Below are 18,537 nucleotides of genomic sequence, written 5' to 3' on the forward strand. Positions count from 1 at the left end.
AATGCCGAACAGCAAGCGTATAAAATACAACTAACAACTAAGGTTGAATCTCAGATGTTGCACCATTGTCAAGAACGGGCAAGATGCCCGTTCCACAAAGAATGAGTTTTCTTGTGGAACAGGCCGAAAAGCCTGTTCCTAAACAAGTAATTGAGAATGGTGCAACATCTGAGTTAAATCCCGCTTACTTAAATACCAAGATACAATTTACGTTGCGCGAGTCCTGAAAAACGTTAGAGTAAGAAACAACTCGGAAATTGTAAAGGTTTGCTTGAAAGTTCGGCTGATGGGAGATCGGGAGAACCAGTCAATTTCTAATTTAGGTGAAGTGGGGAGTGCCGCCGATCGCCATTCTGCGTCAGAAGCCCTGTGGCTGCGCGATCGAGCCTTGGCAGCTACTAGCAGCGGCATTGTCATTGCTGACGCCAATGCACCCGATTGTCCCATAATTTATTGCAATCCGGCCTTTGAACGGATGACGGGTTACTGCGCCAGTGAAATCTTGGGGCGTAATTGCCGGTTTTTGCAAGGCCCGGATACCGATCGAACTACTGTAGCTAAGATCCGCGACGCCTTGCGCCAAGGTCTAGAACTCCAGACAACAATCAAAAATTACCGCAAAGACGGCAGTCCTTTTTGGAGCAAATTATCGCTATCTCCCGTGCGAGACGACAACGCTAATTTGACTCACTTTGTAGGGATTCAGTCGGACTTGTCGGAACCAATATGTGAAGTGCAGCAAGCATTGCAGCAAGCTAACGACCAACTGCAAACGATTTTGGAAGCAGTTCCGGGCACAGTATCTTGGATTAGCTCGGATTTGCGCTATTTGGGGGTTAACCAGCACTTAGCCAAACTGCATGGTTTGCCGCCGTCGGCTTTTGTCGGTCAAGATATTGGTTTTCTAGGCGCGAGCTCGGATTTTAACTCTTTTGTGGTGGAGTTTTTTGCCGGCGACGCTACGGAAGCGGTTAAAGAACTCAACGTTAAGGTACAAACCGACGGGGGACAGTCGGAGGGATACTATTTGATTGTGGCTCAAAAGTACGATCACGGCAAAGCAGCTTGTCTGGTAGGGATTGACATTACCGAGCGCAAGCGGGCAGAAGAAGCTCTGGTGCTGACTCGCAAGGCGGTGGAAAGTTCGAGCGACGCGATCGGCATCAGCGATGCGAACGGCACTCACATTTATCAAAATCAAGCGTTTTCTCAGCTATTTGAATGGGACACCGCAGAGGAATTTAAACTAGCCGGAGGTATATCGGCAGTTTTTGCTGACCCCGCAGTCGCCAGGGAGGTACTCGACACGATCGCCCAAGGTTATTCTTGGTTTGGTGAAATTATCAACCGCACTAAAAGCGGTGAAACTTTGCAAGTGTTGCTGCGGGCCGATGCTATTAAAGACGCTACAGGGAAAATTGTCGGTCTGATTTACATGAATACCGATATTACCGATCGGAAGCGCACGGAACAAGAGCTGCGGCAAAGCGAGAAGCGCTTTCGATCGTTGATTGAAAATGCTAGAGACATTATTGTGATTCTCGACGAAAAAGGCTTTTGCCGCTATGTATCTCCTTCCCTAGAGCGAATTTTGGGCTACCCGACGGCGGAAGTCCTCGGCCGGTCTATATTTGACTTGATTCACCCTGACGAATTGCTGATAGTGGATCAAGTGTTCAAAGGTGTCATGCAAATGCCGAAAGTTAGCCTGGGAATGGCGGAATACCGAGTGCAACACAAGGACGGTTCTTGGTGCGTGTTGGAAGCGGTGGCGACGAATTTGCTCGACGAACCTTCGGTGCGGGGAATTGTGGTCAACTGTCACGACGTGACTGAGCGCAAGCTGGCTGAAGAACAATTGTTGCACGATGCTTTGCACGATGCGCTGACGGAGTTGCCGAACCGTGCTTTGTTGACTGACCGGTTGGGGCAAGCTTTTGCCCGCGCCCAACGGCATCCAACCTATCAGTTTGCGGTGCTGTTTCTGGATTTGGACAGGTTTAAGGTGATTAATGACAGTCAGGGACACCGCACGGGCGATCGGCTGTTGGTGGCTGTGGCTCGCCGTCTCTTGACTTGTTTGCGGCCAGGCGATACGGTGGCTCGTCTGGGGGGAGATGAGTTTGTGATTTTGCTGGAAGAAATTCACGGTGTTGATGAGGCGATCGCCCAAGCAAAGGCAATTCTCAAAACGATCGAACGACCGCTGAATTTGGAAGGTAATAAAGTTTTAATTACTGCTAGCATCGGCATTGCTTTGAATACCGACAAATATCAGTGGCCGGGAGATATTTTGCGGGATGCTGATATTGCGATGTACCGGGCAAAAGCTCTCGGTAAAGCTCGCTACGAAGTTTTTACCAGTGCGATGCACGCTCGCGCTGTGGCTTTGATGCACTTGGAAAACGATTTGCGGGAGTCGGTTGAAGAACTAAATTTGAAATATTCGATCGTGGATTTCGCCTGTGGGACGGCGGCGGAAAACTCGCCGATGAGTGAAATAGATCGGAGATTGGAGCGTCCGAAGTCGCAAGTGACCGCTTTAAAATTGGAATGTCCTTTTACTGTTTATTATCAGCCGATCGTTAGTTTGAAAACTGGTTCTGTTATCGGATTTGAGGCGCTGGTGCGCTGGCTGCACCCGGAGCGCGGTTTAGTTTCCCCGATGGAATTTATTGCGATGGCGGAGGAAACTGGGTTAATTATGCCTTTGGGTTTGTGGGTTTTGAACGAAAGCTGCCGCCAAATTATTAAGTGGCAGAGTTTGAATTTACCTGTGGGAAATTCGCGGTTGACTGTAGCAGTAAATCTTTCCGGGAGGCAGTTTTCTGAACCGGAATCCATCGAGCAAATTAAGCAAGTTTTGCAGGAAACGGGTGTTGATGCTCGCTGTTTGAAGTTGGAGATTACTGAGAGTGTGGTGATGGAAGATGGGGAAGCGGCGGCGGCGATGCTGTCGCAGTTGAGAGACTTGGGGATTGATTTGTGCATTGATGATTTTGGCACTGGTTATTCGTCTCTGAGTTATTTGCACAAGTTCCCGATTAATATTTTGAAGGTCGATCGCTCTTTTGTCAGTCGCATCGGGGAAATGGGGGAAAATTTGGAAATCGTGCGGGCGATCGTCATGCTGGCGCGCAGTTTGGGGATGGAGGTAGTGGCAGAAGGGGTCGAAACCGCTGTCCAATTGGCTCAAATGCGGTCGATCGGCTGCGAGTACGGTCAGGGGTACTTTTTCTCTAAACCTCTCGACAGTGAGGCAGCTACAGCCTTGTTGAGGCGATCGCCGAAATGGTGAACTGAACCAAATATTTAACCGGATCAAATTGCTTGATTGTCAATAAGGCAATACGCTTGGGTTAAAACTGTTTATCTCTCGGAGATACCAATTTTATATGAGGCTGCATAGAATCTGATCCCCCCTAACCCCCCTTAATAAGGGGGATTTAGGCGGCTCGAAATATATGCAACTTCACATTAAATTGGTATAAGACGTTAAGTTGACACGAGTGCTACTCGGCGACTTCAGCTTCCGCTTCCGCTTCAGGTGCATCTGGCACATCTTGCTTGATCGTCAAATAGCGAATCACTTCTTCGCTCAGACGCATCGCGCGCTCTAGGGTAAAAATTGCAGCGCCCGGAGCTGTATAGTTCATTTGAACGTATACTCCGTCGCGGTGCTTGCCGATTTCGTAAGCCAAACGGCGCTTGCCGCGGTGCTGAGTTTCGATGTTTTCAGCACCTTGATCGCGCAAAATAGTTTGATATTTAGCGATCGCCTGGTCTGTCATTTCCTCACCCAAATCAGGGCGCAGAATGTACATAGTTTCGTAAATAAACGGTTTCATGGCAATAATCCCCTTATGGACAACAAGGCTTCTCACGAAGCAAGGACTTATTATCATATCCCAACAATGAACAATCTCAAAACTAAAAAATCAAATTCCCCAAACAACACTCCCTCGCCGTGGAGCACCCTGTGGACGTACAGCATCATGAGCGCGATCGCACTTTTAATGCTGTTTCCCTTGCTGTGGCTGCTCAGTACGTCCCTCAAATCCCCCAACGAAAACATCTTTCAATTTCCCCCGCAACTGTGGCCACAACAGCCAACCCTCGAAAACTTCATCAAAGTTTGGCAAACAAACCCCTTCGGCCGCTACCTATTCAACAGCACCCTAATAGCCTGCCTCACAGTTAGCATCAACATCCTCTTTTGCGCCCTCGCCGCTTACCCCTTAGCCAGACTCAAATTTCGCGGCCGCGAAGCCATCTTAATCACGATCATTTCCACAATCATGATTCCCTTCCAAATAGTCATGATTCCCCTATACATATTGACTGTACAACTCGGACTAAAAAATAGTTATTTAGGCGTAATCTTTCCCGGACTAGCCTCAGCCTTCGGCATATTTTTATTACGACAAGCATTTCTAGCAGTTCCCAAAGAACTAGAAGAAGCCGCCCGCATCGACGGCTGCAGCGAATTAGGCATTTGGTGGCACGTCATGATTCCGGCAATTAAGCCAGCTTTAGTCACTTTAGGAATTTTCGTATTTATCGGTTCTTGGAGCGACTTTCTGTGGCCGCTGCTCGTTTTAGACAGGCCGGAATATTACACTTTACCTTTAGGGGTAGCCAATTTAGCCGGGACATTTTCTTTAGATTGGCGTTTAGTTGCGGCGGGTTCTATTATTTCTATTGTTCCAGTTTTGGGACTCTTTTTGCTCTTGCAAAAATACATTGTGCCAACAGAAACCGCCGCCGGAGTCAAAGGATAGAATGAGGGCATGGGGCATGGGGCATGGGGCATGGGGCATGGGGATTGCAAGTCAAAAATTAGTATTTATTCCTTCTGCGATACAACTCACAAAATTTATTTGTTATGTACGAACTACCGGACATCCGCTGGATTGTTGACCGCGCTGGGGCTGTAGATACTATAGCCTTTCTCAGAAAGATGAGGTACTCATGGGCATAGGGCATAGGGCATAGGGCATAGCGCATAGGGCATAGCGCATAGGGCATAGGGCATAGGGCATAGCGCATAGGGCATAGCGCATAGCGCATAGGGCATAGCGCATACCTCACTTTTTTGAGAAGCGCTATATCATGGCTTTTGCAAATGCGATCGATGCCCAAGACTGGCAAAAATTGCGATCGCACCTAGCAGGCGAAAGAGATATCCACTCTTCGGAATTTTGAGGAATCAAACAAAGTGTGGTAATTGTCAGCGATAATCCTGAAGTGCATGGCGCTTTGCGGGGAAAATCGCAATGAAATCTCATTCAGAACTGAAATGCGAACTGATTTTTCCTAACTAAAAATTTCCTCCTACCTGGGAGTAAAAACTGCGCTAGGATAAGCAATCCGCTTGTGATTGAACTGTTCCCAAACTCGCACAAAAATCTCCGCAATTAGAGACATATCCTCCCGCGTTAAATCCGAATCAATCAACTGATTATCCTGCCAGCGAGCCCTCAAAATCCGATTAACCATATTCAACGCCTCTTCATGAGTAGCATCCTTGAGCGATCGCAAAGCAGCCTCGCAAGAATCCGCCAGCATCAGAATTCCCGTTTCGCGCGACTGCGGAATCGGCCCGTCATAGCGAAAATCCTCCTCCCTCACTTGGCGACTTGCGATTGTTAACTTTGAATTATCCGCATCTGGCAAAGCAATCTTTAAATCTTCTATTTCTTTTGCAGCAATTTGCTGCGCTTGGTGGTAGAAATAAGCAATTAACATTGTACCTTGGTGTTCGGGAATAAACGCCTGAATTGCCTTCGGCAATCGATGCTTCCGCGCCATCACCAAACCCTCGGTAACGTGCTTTTTAATAATCTCCGCGCTCGCCCAAGGGTCATTAATTTCATCGTGTTTGTTGCCCCCACCCATTTGATTTTCACAAAATCCGAGCGGGTCGTGCATTTTTCCAATATCGTGGTATAATGTCCCAGTCCTGACCAGCTCAACATTGCAGCCGAGTTCCCGGGCGGCAGCCTCCGCCAAACTCGCCACAAACAGCGTGTGCTGAAAAGTCCCCGGAGCCTCGGCGGCCAATTTCTTCAACAGCGGGCGGTTGGGATTGGCAAGTTCCGCCAGCCGGATCGGCGTAATCAAGTCAAAAACGTGTTCCAAATAAGGGCTGATGCCGATCGCCACAACGCTCCAAGCCAAACCGGCCAAACTTTGCGCGCCCACCGTACCCAGTACGACGTACCAAATAGCACCGGCTGCCGCGCTGGCAATCAAAGTCCCCACCAGATAAACCGTGCCCAGAGTCAAGCCGACAGCCACGCCCAAAAGAGCCAATTCCTCGCGCGATCGCAGCCGCCCGGCCATAAAAGCGCCCAGCAATCCCCCCGCCCCGCTAGCCACCAAATGAATCAAGTCCACATTTAAGCCAACGGGCAGCAGCGCCGACAGCAGCCCCACCACAGTCACTCCCACCGCTGAACCGTAGAAGCCGCCCGCTAAAATCCCGATCGCCGGCAAACTCGTCCAAGGCAGCCCCAAACTCACCAGCACCGGCGCGCTCAAAGTCAGCAGCAGCAATAGCAAATGATCTCTCCGGCGCAACCGGTAGTGCCTTTCCACCAGCAGTACGATCGCAATTGCCCCCGCGACTAAACAAACAAAACCCGTCAGCCCCAGCCAATTCACCCCCCGCCGGCTTAAACCAAAATAGTCGAGCAACACGAAATCTTCCTGCGAGATATCTTGTCCTTGTGCAACAATTATCTCGCCCTGATCTACTGCGATCATCACCGGTTTCACCTTTTGGGCTGCTAATTCAGCTAGCTGTTTGGTTTCCTCGGGATCTCTCACCAGATTTGGCTGCAAAATCGCTGTTAAACCCTCAACCGCCAAAGCTTGGGACTCTAACGGCACTTCATCTGCCACTTGCAGCTTCACAGCTTCTTTCAAAATCTCTTTTGGCAAGCCCTGCGGGATACCTTGAGCCACCATCCTTTTTGCCGCCCGACTCATACCGGTTTGGGTTTTCTGCCACACTGCCTCCGACAAACCAAACAGCGAAGTATCGTATATCTGGGGTAGCCCGGAAACCGACGGTTTTTCCAGCGCCTCCACAGCATTGAGATAGCGTTGGCGAGCCGAGGAAATACTGTCTGTCAGGCTTTGAAAGTCTGCTGCCGGGAGCGATCGGCTGTAAGCTTGCAGTTGAGCGATAGCCTCCTGCCGAGACTGGTTCTCCGTCTGCCCAGCAACTGCGGGGGAATCCAAGCTCAACCGCTCGGAAGTTGCACTTTTGTCCCCCGCTTGCGCCAAAATCCAGCGCCACTCCCACTCAGGACAGCTCCGCAAGTAAACCTGAACAGCAAGTGAGAGCGCCGAGGGACTCGCAAACGGAAACGGGCCTACCGCCTCCCGCAGCTCGCTTCCCTGCTGCAAAAATTGTTGCAATTCTTGATAAATTTGTCGATCGACCGCAGAATCCAGCATTAATATCGCTACAGCCCCGATCCGCGCTGCTTTCCGCTGTTCTTCAGTAGTTTTGTAATCGGGGATGCTAGCAGTAGCAGGAGCCTTAATCGTCTGAGGAGCTTTCGTCCCCACATCCAGTTTCGGCTGGTTGTAGAAGCGGTGGCCCAGAGTGCTGCTTAGGGAAACTACCGCTACCAGCGCCAACATAGGGGAACGAGCTTGATTTTTGAGGCTGGATTTGGAGGTTTTACTTGTAAATCTAGTAGTAAAAGTCTCGGGAAGAAGCCATTTCGGGCGCGACAAACGGCTCAGGAGAGGCCCGCCAGCGCGCTCGGTATCTGCTTTGCTGCAGCCATTTTGCACTTTAGCAATGTGTTGGCGCAGTGAGCGCGCAGCCCCTAGCTGCTCAATCTGCCGCATCAATGAGGAGAGCGTATTCATTTGTGTCGAAGATATATCACTGTTATCCAGCAGCTTTGTCAGAATTTCTGACTATGCATCTTGATTGATTTTATCCGAACTACCCTGGCTGAATCTTCAGCCCTTACCAGTAAAAGCTCCAACCTTTATATTTTACGAGGTCTAATGACATAAGGTGCAGCCACCGATCGGGCTAGCGCTGCGGAATCGAGTCCGGCATCGGGGCTGTAAACTCCTGCCCAAACAGCAAACAGGTTATTTGCTAACTCTACAATTTTTACATCGCTGCCAGTTCCCCAGAGCGAAGGTTCTCGGCCGTCGGCTAGCTGCAGCGAATTAACCTCAGCCGAAGATACCTGTCGCCATTCTACAGGAATCCCAGCAACGCCGTTATAGGCTCCAGACAAAGCTCCTGTCAAAGCGCAGGTTATTTGTCCGGCTATACCACAGCGGGCAGCCCGCACCACTGACAAGCGCAAGTCTTCTGGGGTGTTCAAAAAGCAGTAGAAAGCTAAGGCAATGGGAATGAAATTTCCTGGGTTGACAATTGACTCGGTTTGTAATTTTTTCTCACCTTCGCCCTGTCTTTCTCGCAAAGCTGTGGCGCTTTTGCAAAGATGAGTGGCGGCTGTTTCTAAATCGGCTCCCTTTTCTAGTAGTATTTGCACTTGCAGCAGCAGCTCTGTTAAGGCATTCTCTGTTTTCAGGTAGGCAAGTGTTTGCTCGATCGCTGTCGCGGGGTCAAGTCTTTCTTTGAGAGATCGGGCGATCGTAAATGCTACTGCTAAAATTGCTGTTTCCCATTCTGGCTGGTTTTCGTTGTGCCAAACCTCTATCGCCAGCATGATTTTTTCTCGCAGCTTGGCTTTATTTTCGTGAAAAAACATCGCCGATGGCAGCGCAGCAATTGCAGCTTCACCAGGGTTAAGCAGGGTTTGAAACTCACTGTTGCGGGGATGATAGATTTCCGACTTGGCAAATGCTTCCCAAGTATCGCGCCAATCTTTTAAATCTAAACCCCTACACCGAATTAAACTTTGAGCGCACGCTACCGCAAGTCTCCCGGATGCCGATGAGTCTTTGCCACTTGGGATTTTACTGTTGACAGAATTCAACGCCAATGTTGCCCCTCTTATGGTCAATTGTTGGTGTTTCGTCAGTTGTAAAATCGGCTGCAAGTCTTCTGTTTGGGGGGGAATACCCACGAGTTGCCTCTGGTATTGCAGGCCTAGAGAGTCTCCTAAAACTGCCCCCAGGATGGTTCCTTGAAACTTGCTAAACAGGGAATGCCGCATTTTAATTTAACTCAAGTTGTTAGTAATTGGTAATTTATAATTTATAATTTTTTCTGGTATCCTTTTTTGCGAAAGTCTTGTGATTAATTGGAATTCAACCCAAACATATAAGGGCTGGTTTTCCATCTAAAACCTGCCCTCATCCGATCGCTACAATCGGTAAATTTTTAATTTTTAATCAGGTAACTAACTAGAGCTTGCAGCCCCAGCCGATAACTTTCTGGGCCAAAACCGCTGATTTGTCCGATCGCCACCGCGGCGATAAACGAGTGATGCCGAAAAGCTTCCCGCCGGTAAATATTGCTCAGATGAACTTCTACCGCAGGGATATTCACCGCGGCGATCGCGTCTCTAATTGCCACACTCGTATGAGTATAAGCTCCAGCATTAATCAATAAGCCTTGGTGCTGCCCTAACATCGAGTGAATTGCATCCACCAACACCCCTTCATGATTCGACTGCTGAATTGAGACTTGCACCTGGAGGGCTTGCGCTTCTCGTTCTAGCAACTTGTTGATATCATTTAAAGTCGCAGAACCATAAACTCCAGGTTCTCGCTGACCCAATAGATTCAGATTAGGGCCGTGAAGTACCAGGATATTTAACAATTTTAAAATTTCCAGCGCAACAAAAAATATGAGAGTTTTGACATGGGATTTAGAACCAGTCTGCCACCTCAAACCTCAAACCTTAAACCTCAAACTTCTAATTCAGTCCCGACTACCTGCGATTCCTCGGTTGGTTGACAGGAATACGAATCGGTTCGAGTTCCGGTTCAGGTTCGGGACTCAGCAGTCCTTCTATCAGCTTGCGAACCCATTCTTTAATTTGTTCCAGCACCTTTTCAATGTCTTCCATTGAACGGATAGCTCCTTTTTTTATAGTCTAGATTGCTAAACCGACGGCTAAATATCTGAAAATAAGCAAGCACGACTTGGAAACCAAAGGTCAAACTTGCTTTCTCGCTTGCTGGATATTTTGAGCAATGGAGAGAGTCAGTATCTTGGCCAATCAGTCCTATCTTATTATCATAACGAATCTTTACAGATAATCAAGAGGCAAAAGGAAAATTACCGAATTATATCGGAGTATAGAGTGTTAAATAAAGATTAAGCTTACGGTTAACTGTTGACAATTGACCAATCGTAGGATTTTTTCTACGCTTTTGCCAACAATAATTTACGCCGGAGTCGATCGAGCGCCGTACAGCTACTCAGATTCCGAATCCAATCGCGGCCTCTGGCATCGCCAAAACGGTATTCAAAACTTTCTGCGTCGCCGTCGGGGCCCGCTAAACCGACATAAACCAGTCCGACAGGTTTAGCATCTGTGCCGCCTCCGGGCCCGGCGACGCCTGTAATGCTCAATCCCCAATTTGTATTGAGGCTGGCGCGAACTCCCGCAGCCATTTGTTTTGCTACTTGGTGGCTGACTGCGCCAAATTCGGCTAAATCTTGCGGATTAACACCTAATAATCCTTCCTTAACCCGATTGTCGTAAGAAATAATCCCGCCTAAAAAGTAGCTCGAACTGCCGGGAACACCCGTCAGCATCGCCCCCAATCCACCTCCCGTGCAGGATTCAGCCACGCTAAGAGTTTGCCCCGCATCCAGCAACAATTGGCCGACAGTGGAAGCGAGGGTATCGCTATCAGCACCGTAACAGTCTAAGTCGGCAATTTGCCGCAATTGTTGTTCGATCGGCTCAATCAAGTTTTTCGCAGCCCCGGAGGACTCCGCGCGGGCCGAAATCCGCAGTTTGACTTCGCCGTGATTGGCGTAGGGAGCCACAGTAGGATTAGTTAAATTCAGAAAACTATCTACTTTTTCGGCCAATGCCGACTCAGCAATCCCCCAAAATTTTAATGTGCGGCTGTAAATAGTGGCGCTGCACCAGCCGTTATTTTGCAGGTAAGGAACGGCAGTTTCTTGCCACATCAAGTGCATTTCCGCCGGTACGCCGGGAAATGTCATTACTGTCACGTCAGAAACCGGCTGCCAAATAATGCCCGGTGCAGAACCGCTGCGGTTCGGCAGAATGTCCGCAGTTTCTGGAATTAAAGCTTGTTTGCGATTGCTGGGACTCATGGTGCGTCCCCGCTGGGCATATTTGTATTCGATATCTGCAATAATTTCCGGCTTTTCGATGAGGGGAACCCCAAAAAAATCGGCGATCGTTTCGACTGTGAGGTCGTCTGGTGTGGGGCCCAGGCCTCCGGTGAAAAGCAAAAGCTGCGATCGACTGACGGCGATTTCTAACACTTGTTTGATACGTTCTGGATTATCCCCCACCACTGTTTGATAGTAGTGAGGGATTCCCAGACTCGCTAATTCTTGGGCTAAAAACTGGGCATTGCTATTAAGAATATCGCCTAACAACAATTCAGTGCCAACACAAATAATTTCAGCAACCATTCAATTTTAGATTTTAGATTTTGGATTTTAGATTGGAGAATTGGGCATTGGGAATTGGGCATGGGGAATTGGGCATGGGGCATGGGGAATTGGGCCTTGGGCATTGGCATGGGGCATTGGGCATTGGGCATTGGGCATTGGGAATTAGGCATTTGGCATTATAAATTATTTTTCTTCCTTCTTCCTTCTTCCTTCTTCCTTCTTCCTTCTTCCTTCTTCCTTCTTCCTTCTTCCTTCTTCCTTCTTCCTTCACCTAGCGTGTCTCCAAACTTTCCAGCTAGCATATCCCAGCAAACTTGTTGCACCCATAGCGTAAATTACGCCGCTCGGAAGCGAAAAAGCTAGGGCTAAACTTCCCACCCACAGTGTCAGTGAGTAAATAAATAAAACCGCAAATCGATGGGATAGTCCGGCTTCTAGAAGTCGGTGGTGGAGATGGCGCTTGTCAGCAATAAACGGTGACTTGCCGTTGCGAAGTCGATCGAGAATCACCGCCGACATATCTAAAATCGGTACAGCTAAAATTAAATATGGCAGCAACACAGAAGTAACAGCCGTAGTTTTAACTAACCCAATTACTCCCACTCCAGCGAGAGTAAACCCGATAAAATAAGCCCCGCCATCTCCCATAAAGATTTGAGCCGGATTGAAGTTGTAGCGCAGAAATCCCAAGGCCCCGCCAGCTAAAGCCGCTGCAATCAGGGCCGCCGCCGGTTGGTGCATCGCCAGACTGACAATCAGCATCACAACTGCTGCAATCCCTGAAACTCCGGCAGCTAAACCGTCTAAACCATCAATCCAGTTGATGGCGTTGGCCATGCCGACGAGCCAAATCACGGTAATTGGCAAGCTCAGCCAGCCAATATTAGTAAGTCCCAAGGAGGGAACTGTCAGAAACTCAATTTGTACGCCCGCGTACCAAACGATGCTGGATACGCCAATTTGCATGAGCAAGCGTTTTAAGGCCGAGAGCGAAAATAAGTCGTCTGCTAAACCGATGAGGAAGAATCCGATGCCGCCGAGGGTGACTCCCCAAATTTCGTATTCGTCTTTGGGATTGAGAACTTGTCCGTTAGCATCGATGAAGCCTCCTGAGAGCCAGACAAATAAGAGGGCAGTGATAGTGCCGAGAAAGATGGAAACTCCTCCCAAGCGCACCATAGGGCGCTTGTGGACTTTTCGCTCGCCTGGCCGATCGACTCGCCCGCTTTTGAGACCAATTTTTTTGACTATTGGCGTACTCCAGAGGACGACGATCGCAGAAACCAGGAAAGCGAGTATGTGGTACAGATACTGGTACGGCATCTGAAATTAATTTTAAATAGTGCGGGGCAATTAGGCTGTCAGGCAGAGTCTACTACATTTCAGATGGCTTATAACAAGGAAACATCTTGAAGAGCGACTGGGGGTTTGGGAGTCGGAGATTTGCCGCAATGGCAGTTGCCCTGGGGCGAATTGTCAGGTTGTTCATTCATAACTCTCGAATTAACGATTTGAAATATCGACTTTTTCGCGAGCAAAAAAGTCGATATTTGGCGAGCGGGCCCAGTTGATCGGTATCTTTCGCAACCGACAAATACCGTTAGTCAAACCAGCCCCGCCGGACAAATATCTTTACTAAAAACCGTATTGGCGATCGATATTTTTGGTGAAAACCGCTTGTCAATATCGCTACCGGCAACTCTCAATCTTTTCCTGCTCTTTTACCCTTTTACCCGTACACTTCCAACTACCAATTTCCCATTGCCGATCAGGAAAATTAAGCTAATGCCGGCACTTTCAAGTACAAGTGGGGATATAACGGGAAGCGATCGCACAGTGCTGCTACTCGACGCAGGCAGTCTGCTGCGACGCTTTCATCATCTGGATTTAGCAGGCGATCGGCAATAATATTGCCAATCTCGGTAAATTCTGCTGTTCCCATTCCCCTGGTGGTCATCGCCGGCGAACCGAGTCTCAAACCGCTGGTGACAAAGGGAGATGCCGGATCGAAAGGCACGGTATTTTTATTAGCAGTAATATTCACACCGCTGACTAATTGGTCCGCTTGCTTCCCTGTCATGTTTACCGATCGCAAATCAACTAGCATTAAGTGATTGTCCGTGCCGCCGGAAACGAGTTTTAAACCCCGCTGCTGCAACTGTGCCGCTAAAGCGCGCGCATTTTCAATTACTTGACCGGAATAAGTTTTAAATTCAGGCTTTAATGCTTCGCCGAAAGCTACTGCTTTGCCCGCAATGACGTGTTCTAAGGGCCCACCTTGAGTGCCGGGGAAAACTGCTTTGTCAAACTTTTTACCTAATTCCGGGTCATTGGTCATAATCAAGCCACCACGGGGGCCGCGCAGGGTTTTGTGAGTGGTGGTGGTGACTGCGTGACAGTGGGGGAGGGGGTTGGGGTGGTGCCCTGTGGCGACTAACCCGGCGATGTGGGCGATGTCGGCGAGCAGGTAGGCTCCGATTTCGTCGGCGATCGCTCTAAACTTCTCAAAGTCGATAATTCGCGAATATGCGGAATAGCCACAAATTAGCAATTTCGGTCGGTTTTCTTTGGCCAGTGCCAAAATTTCGTCATAGTCAAGCTGTTCTGTTTCTTGGCTGACGCCGTAGTGAAAAGCTTTGAACCATTTGCCGGATACGTTGACCGGCGAACCGTGGGTCAAGTGTCCGCCGTGGGACAAATCCATGCCCATTATTCCGTCTCCGGGTTCCAGCAAGCTCAGAAATACTGCAAAGTTGGCTTGAGCGCCGGAGTGGGGCTGGACGTTGGCGTGAGCGGCTCCAAATAGCTGTTTGGCGCGATCGATCGCAATTTGCTCGATGCCGTCAATAAATTCGCAGCCCCCGTAGTAGCGTTTCGCTGGCAGTCCTTCGGCGTATTTATTGGTCAGCACTGAGCCTTGAGCTGCCATTACGGCTGCGGAGGTAAAGTTTTCGCTGGCGATGAGTTCTAGGTGGTCTCGCTGCCGCTGGAGCTCTTGCCCGATTAAATCGGCAATCAGCGGATCGGTTTTGGAAAGGAATTCTAAGTTAGTGTCCGTCACAATAATCAACCTCTTGACAATTTTGGGATTGGGAATTGGGGATCTTATACCGTACTACGGATTTCGCCCCATTGATATAAATATTACGTTGTGTTCAGGTTAAGCCGTTTGTCCCCAACTCCTGACATACAATGAAATTACTGGTGTGAAACCTGCCGGAGGTATCAAATGTTAGTCATTTTAATGGAAAATCAGATGCTTGCCCCTCAGTGTGTTTGCCAAAGTTGTTTGCTGGCCGATCGCACTGGCCAACCGCGCTGGAGCGGTGGAGAGCTTCGCTGCGGGCATCCAGTTGCTAAACCTACGGAAAATTTGCCCGATCGGTACGAGTGTCAAATGGGCTTCGTCATTGCCAATATTAAATAATCATCGGCCAAATAGGGCATGGGGCATGGGGCATGGGGCATGGGGCATGGTGACTATTAACGCGACTCGATCTAAGTTGCCCTGCATCTGGTACTTGAGGCTGCTATCCGCCCACCAATGAGCAAATTCCGGGCGGGTCGGAACTGAGCCTGCTGCGTTATGCTGATTTTAATAGGAATTAATAGTTCACCGATCGACTCAGGAGAGTTCATTATGACTTGGCGCGGGTCTACAACTGTTCCAGACCGGATTTTTGCTTCTTTGCCTTATTTGCTCCCGTTGGTTGACGGGCTTGCCTTTGGCAGGTTTCTGTTTACACAGTTTCCTGTCCTGCAACTGTTGTTGATACCGCTAGCTCCTTTGATGCAAATTTATAGTTTGCCCTTTGCTAGCTTGATTATCTTCTTTGCTCTGTATTTAGGAGTAGTTAGAAACGAAAACATCAGTCACTTCATTCGTTTTAATGCGATGCAGGCGATTCTTTTAGACATTGTTTTGATGCTGTGCGGTCTGGTTTTGCCGATTTTTTCTAACGGCCTCCAAGTCGCCTTTATTGCGGAAACTCTGTATAACATGGTGTTTTTGGGCGCTTTTGCTGCATTTGTCTATGCCGTCGTGCAGTCACTTTTGGGACGCTATGCAGAGATTCCTCCGCTGTCGGATGCTGTTTATATGCAGGTTCGTTAGTCAGTTGGCAGTTTGCAGTTGACTGTTGTTAGTTGTTATCCCTATGATTGTCAAAATGAGGTGAAATCTCGATATTGCGTTAACTGTATCCTCGCAAAATCGTTCATTTTTCCGATCGGGAAAATCATAGGGTTTATACCAAATCCTGCTTGCATATCCAATTTATTTCTCTTCCACATTCTTCCTTCTACTTATCAATGAGACCAAATTATTCAAACAATCTCTCGCAGATGAACTATTTGATCTTGATATTCATCATTAAAAGATGCCTCAGCAATAAAAATTAATTGCCGAATATTTTGTCCAATACTCAACTTGGAATTGAGGATAAAAATGCCCGGAATATGATGACCTTCAGCCAAATGGTCAGTCAAATGCACGGGCATGGATTTACGATTATTCGTCACCAATATAAAGTTATATTCCTCACACCATTTAATAATTTCTGGATCTAAAGTTCCCAGACTCGGAGCTTCGGGTTCGCCTACACACCAAATTATCAAATTTGGATTGCGTGTAAGGATTTCAGCTTTATAGGTAGGATCTACATTTTCATCCAACAGATAATTGAGACTCATTGATGATTTGTTGGAATTTTTTTTCCGAGCTCAGTTTTTGCAGTCTAACAATACCAAGTGGAGGGTTAAGTTCTTGTGCTTTAAGTTGCTGATGGCTCCACTCCAACCAATCAGCAATGTAGTTACTAACGGCTTCTTTATTGTGCAGATAGTAAAGGATAGTAGCATAAACTTGTTCCAAGTTAAGAGATGGATAAGTTTGAGCAATTTGTTCAGGAGTGCGCGCGCGATGAATGAAATCATATAGAACAGTTTCAATGCCGATTCGCGTCCCTTTGACCCGAATATCATCTGGCCGCTGAAAGTCAAAATAGTCTTCGAGTTGCATGGGCGAATGATCCTATTTCAAAGTTGGTGAAAATTGACGGGCTAATTGATATTATACAGCAGATTCCAAGCCTTCCCGGTAGGGACAAAGGCTTTCGCCGTGTCCTCACAAATAACCCATAACTAATGAGTGACAGTATTTTCAAGACTGCCGATGCCTTCAATTTCGATGCGGACTCGATCGCCTATTTGTAGCGGCCCTACTCCTTGCGGCGTTCCAGTCAGTATCACATCGCCGGGAACGAGGGTCATTATTTGACTGATGTAGCAGACGAGAAAGTCTGGGGAAAATACCATGCGATCGATCTGGGATGACTGTACCGGTTGCTCGCTCTCATTGACAAAAGTCTGCAACTGTGCAGCCGGACTCAATTCGCGGACAATCCAAGGCCCCAAGGGACAAAATGTATCGAACCCTTTGGCCCTCGCCCACTGGTTGTCCCGCTTTTGCAAATCTCTGGCTGTTACGTCATTGGCGATCGTATAGCCCCAAATTTTGCTGTGTGCTTGTTCGGGAGTGCAGTTGGTACAATGTTCGCCAATTACCAGGGCCAATTCTCCCTCGTAGTCTACCCTTTCCGACTGGTGCGGATAGCGAATCGCTGCACCAGCAGGGATGACAGCACTCGGAGGCTTGAAAAACAGCAGGGGTTCTTCCGGTACAGGGGTTCCCATCTCGGCGGCGTGATCGACATAATTTTTGCCGACGGCTACAATTTTTGAGGGAGAGCACGGGGCGAGAATTTGGTAAGTATCTGGTGAAAGTTCCAAATCGGTTGGTTGTCCTTGTAACCAGGGCGGTGCATCAAATACTTGAACGCTGTGGCTTAGTTGCAGTAAACCGTAATGGATGTGTCCTTGTGTTGTTTTAACTCGAACGTAGCGCTGGGCCATACTATTTTAGATTTTAGATTTTAGATTTTAGATTCTAGATTCTAGATTAAGAGGATATAGGCATAATTGCGGAAAATTAATTTGTTTATGCCCGTTTAAGATTTTCGCTGTGCAATTTTGCAAGCGCTTTCTGTACAAATGCCGTGCAGCGGTAGATCCCAGGAGTCAACTGGTAGCTGGGCGAGCAAGGCAAATTCAAAGATAATGCCGATCGTAACTTTTGATTCCCACTCAGCTAAACTGAGCATTCTGTCGTAATACCCACCGCCGTAGCCCAAGCGATAGCCGCGAACATCGCAGCCTACTGCAGGTACGAGCATTAAATCTACTTCTGAGTGGTCTATTTTAGGAGCATCCGGCAGGGGTTCGAGTATGCCATAAGCTCCAGTATGTAAAGCATCTCCGGGCTGCCAGATGTGCCAGGATAGCTCTTTGCCGACACAGCGGGGAAATCCCCATTTGCGGGGAGTTACAAATAGGGGGCTTAAATCTGGTTCTTGGCGACAACTGAAGTAGGCGAGGATTGTTTTTGCTTGGGTGAATAGGGGCGAGTTTTGCAGATGATTGCAGAGGCGAGCGCTCTTTTGTCTCCATTCTTGTGCTGATAGGGATTTGCGGGTGTGGAGGAGCGATTTTCTTAATTCTGTTTTAGTTAATGAAGGTTCAGCAGTGTTCATATTTCATATTAAATCATCGCTGCGGGTAGGGACACGGCATTGCCGTGTCCTCAAAATGGGGGAAACGGCAAGAGCCCATTGGTGTCAACTTAAGACTAAAATCCTTGATAAATCTCGTTTTTACCCCAGTCCAGATCCCCCTAAATCCCCCTTAAGAAGGGGGACTTTGATAAGATTCCAGTCCCCCCCTTCTTAAGGGGGGCTAGGGGGGATCGAAATCTAATGGTCAAACAGCAGTCTGTGACTACGTTTAAAGTTAAGTTGACACTAATGGGCCTTGCCGTGTCCCTACAGATATTGTGGCTAATTAGTTAGAGAGTCGATGGTAGAGTGTCCCCCACCATCTCTCCTACAAAACCGTGCTTGCGACTTTCACCGCACACGGCT

At 48.3% G+C, this 18,537-nt stretch carries 19 protein-coding genes; 6 read left to right on the forward strand and 13 right to left on the reverse strand.

Annotated elements, in window-relative coordinates:
- Positions 1-83 precede the first annotated feature (83 nt).
- Entirely contained in the window at positions 84-227 is a 144-nt protein-coding gene (locus QUB04_RS07590) for a hypothetical protein (RefSeq protein ID WP_333282963.1), read from the forward strand.
- Positions 228-286: 59 nt separating this feature from the next.
- A complete protein-coding gene (locus QUB04_RS07595) occupies positions 287-3,298 on the forward strand; it encodes an EAL domain-containing protein (RefSeq protein ID WP_333282966.1) in 3,012 nt (1,003 codons plus the stop codon).
- A gap of 214 nt (positions 3,299-3,512) precedes the next feature.
- On the opposite strand, the gene rpsF is transcribed toward QUB04_RS07595, so the two are convergent.
- Complete coding sequence (rpsF, locus tag QUB04_RS07600) at positions 3,513-3,848, reverse strand: 30S ribosomal protein S6 (protein ID WP_015176119.1); 336 nt, start codon at positions 3,846-3,848, stop codon at positions 3,513-3,515.
- Between the two features lie 15 nt (positions 3,849-3,863).
- Here rpsF and QUB04_RS07605 point away from each other — a divergent pair, with 15 nt between their 5' ends.
- Positions 3,864-4,781, forward strand: a complete 918-nt coding sequence (locus QUB04_RS07605; protein ID WP_333282970.1) for a carbohydrate ABC transporter permease — start codon at positions 3,864-3,866, stop codon at positions 4,779-4,781.
- 553 nt (positions 4,782-5,334) lie between these two features.
- Here the strand turns inward: QUB04_RS07605 and QUB04_RS07610 are convergent.
- The 5 genes from QUB04_RS07610 to QUB04_RS07630 all read right to left on the reverse strand — a co-directional run bounded on the left by QUB04_RS07610 (position 5,335) and on the right by QUB04_RS07630 (position 11,578).
- Positions 5,335-7,890 carry an HDIG domain-containing metalloprotein gene (locus tag QUB04_RS07610; protein WP_333282974.1) on the reverse strand — a complete coding sequence of 852 codons (2,556 nt, stop codon included), beginning with the start codon at positions 7,888-7,890 and terminating at the stop codon, positions 5,335-5,337.
- 125 nt (positions 7,891-8,015) lie between these two features.
- Positions 8,016-9,164 carry an ADP-ribosylglycohydrolase family protein gene (locus QUB04_RS07615; protein ID WP_333282976.1) on the reverse strand — a complete coding sequence of 383 codons (1,149 nt, stop codon included), beginning with the start codon at positions 9,162-9,164 and terminating at the stop codon, positions 8,016-8,018.
- Positions 9,165-9,331: 167 nt separating this feature from the next.
- On the reverse strand, positions 9,332-9,772 hold the full coding sequence (gene aroQ / locus QUB04_RS07620; protein ID WP_333208377.1) for a type II 3-dehydroquinate dehydratase: 441 nt from the start codon (positions 9,770-9,772) through the stop codon (positions 9,332-9,334).
- Between the two features lie 112 nt (positions 9,773-9,884).
- Positions 9,885-10,022, reverse strand: coding sequence for a hypothetical protein (locus tag QUB04_RS07625; protein ID WP_006631912.1), 138 nt, complete (start codon positions 10,020-10,022; stop codon positions 9,885-9,887).
- Between the two features lie 299 nt (positions 10,023-10,321).
- A complete protein-coding gene (locus QUB04_RS07630; RefSeq protein ID WP_333282979.1) occupies positions 10,322-11,578 on the reverse strand; it encodes a competence/damage-inducible protein A in 1,257 nt (418 codons plus the stop codon).
- 20 nt (positions 11,579-11,598) lie between these two features.
- Between QUB04_RS07630 and QUB04_RS07635 the strand changes: the two genes are divergently transcribed.
- On the forward strand, positions 11,599-11,742 hold the full coding sequence (locus tag QUB04_RS07635) for a hypothetical protein (RefSeq protein ID WP_333282982.1): 144 nt from the start codon (positions 11,599-11,601) through the stop codon (positions 11,740-11,742).
- Here the strand turns inward: QUB04_RS07635 and QUB04_RS07640 are convergent.
- From QUB04_RS07640 to glyA, 3 genes are all read right to left on the reverse strand, one after another.
- Positions 11,737-11,862 carry a hypothetical protein gene (locus QUB04_RS07640; RefSeq protein ID WP_333282985.1) on the reverse strand — a complete coding sequence of 42 codons (126 nt, stop codon included), beginning with the start codon at positions 11,860-11,862 and terminating at the stop codon, positions 11,737-11,739. The two genes, QUB04_RS07635 and QUB04_RS07640, sit on opposite strands and share 6 nt — an antisense overlap.
- On the reverse strand, positions 11,828-12,883 hold the full coding sequence (locus QUB04_RS07645) for an MraY family glycosyltransferase (protein ID WP_333143791.1): 1,056 nt from the start codon (positions 12,881-12,883) through the stop codon (positions 11,828-11,830). The genes QUB04_RS07640 and QUB04_RS07645 overlap by 35 nt, the downstream gene beginning before the upstream one ends.
- Before the next feature lie 454 nt (positions 12,884-13,337).
- Positions 13,338-14,621 carry a serine hydroxymethyltransferase gene (gene glyA / locus QUB04_RS07650; protein WP_333060851.1) on the reverse strand — a complete coding sequence of 428 codons (1,284 nt, stop codon included), beginning with the start codon at positions 14,619-14,621 and terminating at the stop codon, positions 13,338-13,340.
- A 168-nt stretch (positions 14,622-14,789) separates the two neighbouring features.
- Here glyA and QUB04_RS07655 point away from each other — a divergent pair, with 168 nt between their 5' ends.
- Together QUB04_RS07655 and QUB04_RS07660 are read left to right on the forward strand one after the other, a co-directional pair.
- Positions 14,790-14,987 carry a hypothetical protein gene (locus QUB04_RS07655; protein ID WP_006631916.1) on the forward strand — a complete coding sequence of 66 codons (198 nt, stop codon included), beginning with the start codon at positions 14,790-14,792 and terminating at the stop codon, positions 14,985-14,987.
- 213 nt (positions 14,988-15,200) lie between these two features.
- Positions 15,201-15,674: a Tic20 family protein gene (locus QUB04_RS07660; RefSeq protein WP_333081032.1), complete on the forward strand. Its 474-nt coding sequence runs from the start codon at positions 15,201-15,203 to the stop codon at positions 15,672-15,674.
- A gap of 212 nt (positions 15,675-15,886) precedes the next feature.
- On the opposite strand, the gene QUB04_RS07665 is transcribed toward QUB04_RS07660, so the two are convergent.
- From QUB04_RS07665 to QUB04_RS07680, 4 genes are all read right to left on the reverse strand, one after another.
- Positions 15,887-16,252: a hypothetical protein gene (locus QUB04_RS07665; RefSeq protein WP_333282988.1), complete on the reverse strand. Its 366-nt coding sequence runs from the start codon at positions 16,250-16,252 to the stop codon at positions 15,887-15,889.
- Positions 16,227-16,580 carry a DUF433 domain-containing protein gene (locus tag QUB04_RS07670; protein ID WP_333282991.1) on the reverse strand — a complete coding sequence of 118 codons (354 nt, stop codon included), beginning with the start codon at positions 16,578-16,580 and terminating at the stop codon, positions 16,227-16,229. The genes QUB04_RS07665 and QUB04_RS07670 overlap by 26 nt, the downstream gene beginning before the upstream one ends.
- A gap of 122 nt (positions 16,581-16,702) precedes the next feature.
- Positions 16,703-17,473, reverse strand: a complete 771-nt coding sequence (locus tag QUB04_RS07675) for a fumarylacetoacetate hydrolase family protein (protein WP_333282994.1) — start codon at positions 17,471-17,473, stop codon at positions 16,703-16,705.
- A 95-nt stretch (positions 17,474-17,568) separates the two neighbouring features.
- Positions 17,569-18,150, reverse strand: coding sequence for a 5-formyltetrahydrofolate cyclo-ligase (locus QUB04_RS07680; protein WP_333282996.1), 582 nt, complete (start codon positions 18,148-18,150; stop codon positions 17,569-17,571).
- Positions 18,151-18,537 lie beyond the last annotated feature (387 nt).

It is taken from the genome of Microcoleus sp. D2_18a_B4, from assembly GCF_036702475.1.
GTDB lineage: Bacteria > Cyanobacteriota > Cyanobacteriia > Cyanobacteriales > Microcoleaceae > Microcoleus.

Coding starts and splice junctions, on each gene's coding strand:
- QUB04_RS07590 (WP_333282963.1), top strand. CDS start 84: ATGCCCGTTCCACAAAGAATGAGTTTTCTTGTGGAACAGGCCGAAAAG.
- QUB04_RS07595 (WP_333282966.1), top strand. CDS start 287: ATGGGAGATCGGGAGAACCAGTCAATTTCTAATTTAGGTGAAGTGGGG.
- rpsF (WP_015176119.1), bottom strand. CDS start 3,848: ATGAAACCGTTTATTTACGAAACTATGTACATTCTGCGCCCTGATTTG.
- QUB04_RS07605 (WP_333282970.1), top strand. CDS start 3,864: ATGGACAACAAGGCTTCTCACGAAGCAAGGACTTATTATCATATCCCA.
- QUB04_RS07610 (WP_333282974.1), bottom strand. CDS start 7,890: ATGAATACGCTCTCCTCATTGATGCGGCAGATTGAGCAGCTAGGGGCT.
- QUB04_RS07615 (WP_333282976.1), bottom strand. CDS start 9,164: ATGCGGCATTCCCTGTTTAGCAAGTTTCAAGGAACCATCCTGGGGGCA.
- QUB04_RS07625 (WP_006631912.1), bottom strand. CDS start 10,022: ATGGAAGACATTGAAAAGGTGCTGGAACAAATTAAAGAATGGGTTCGC.
- QUB04_RS07630 (WP_333282979.1), bottom strand. CDS start 11,578: ATGGTTGCTGAAATTATTTGTGTTGGCACTGAATTGTTGTTAGGCGAT.
- QUB04_RS07640 (WP_333282985.1), bottom strand. CDS start 11,862: ATGCTAGCTGGAAAGTTTGGAGACACGCTAGGTGAAGGAAGAAGGAAG.
- QUB04_RS07645 (WP_333143791.1), bottom strand. CDS start 12,883: ATGCCGTACCAGTATCTGTACCACATACTCGCTTTCCTGGTTTCTGCG.
- QUB04_RS07655 (WP_006631916.1), top strand. CDS start 14,790: ATGTTAGTCATTTTAATGGAAAATCAGATGCTTGCCCCTCAGTGTGTT.
- QUB04_RS07660 (WP_333081032.1), top strand. CDS start 15,201: ATGACTTGGCGCGGGTCTACAACTGTTCCAGACCGGATTTTTGCTTCT.
- QUB04_RS07665 (WP_333282988.1), bottom strand. CDS start 16,252: ATGAGTCTCAATTATCTGTTGGATGAAAATGTAGATCCTACCTATAAA.
- QUB04_RS07670 (WP_333282991.1), bottom strand. CDS start 16,580: ATGCAACTCGAAGACTATTTTGACTTTCAGCGGCCAGATGATATTCGG.
- QUB04_RS07675 (WP_333282994.1), bottom strand. CDS start 17,473: ATGGCCCAGCGCTACGTTCGAGTTAAAACAACACAAGGACACATCCAT.
- QUB04_RS07680 (WP_333282996.1), bottom strand. CDS start 18,150: ATGAACACTGCTGAACCTTCATTAACTAAAACAGAATTAAGAAAATCG.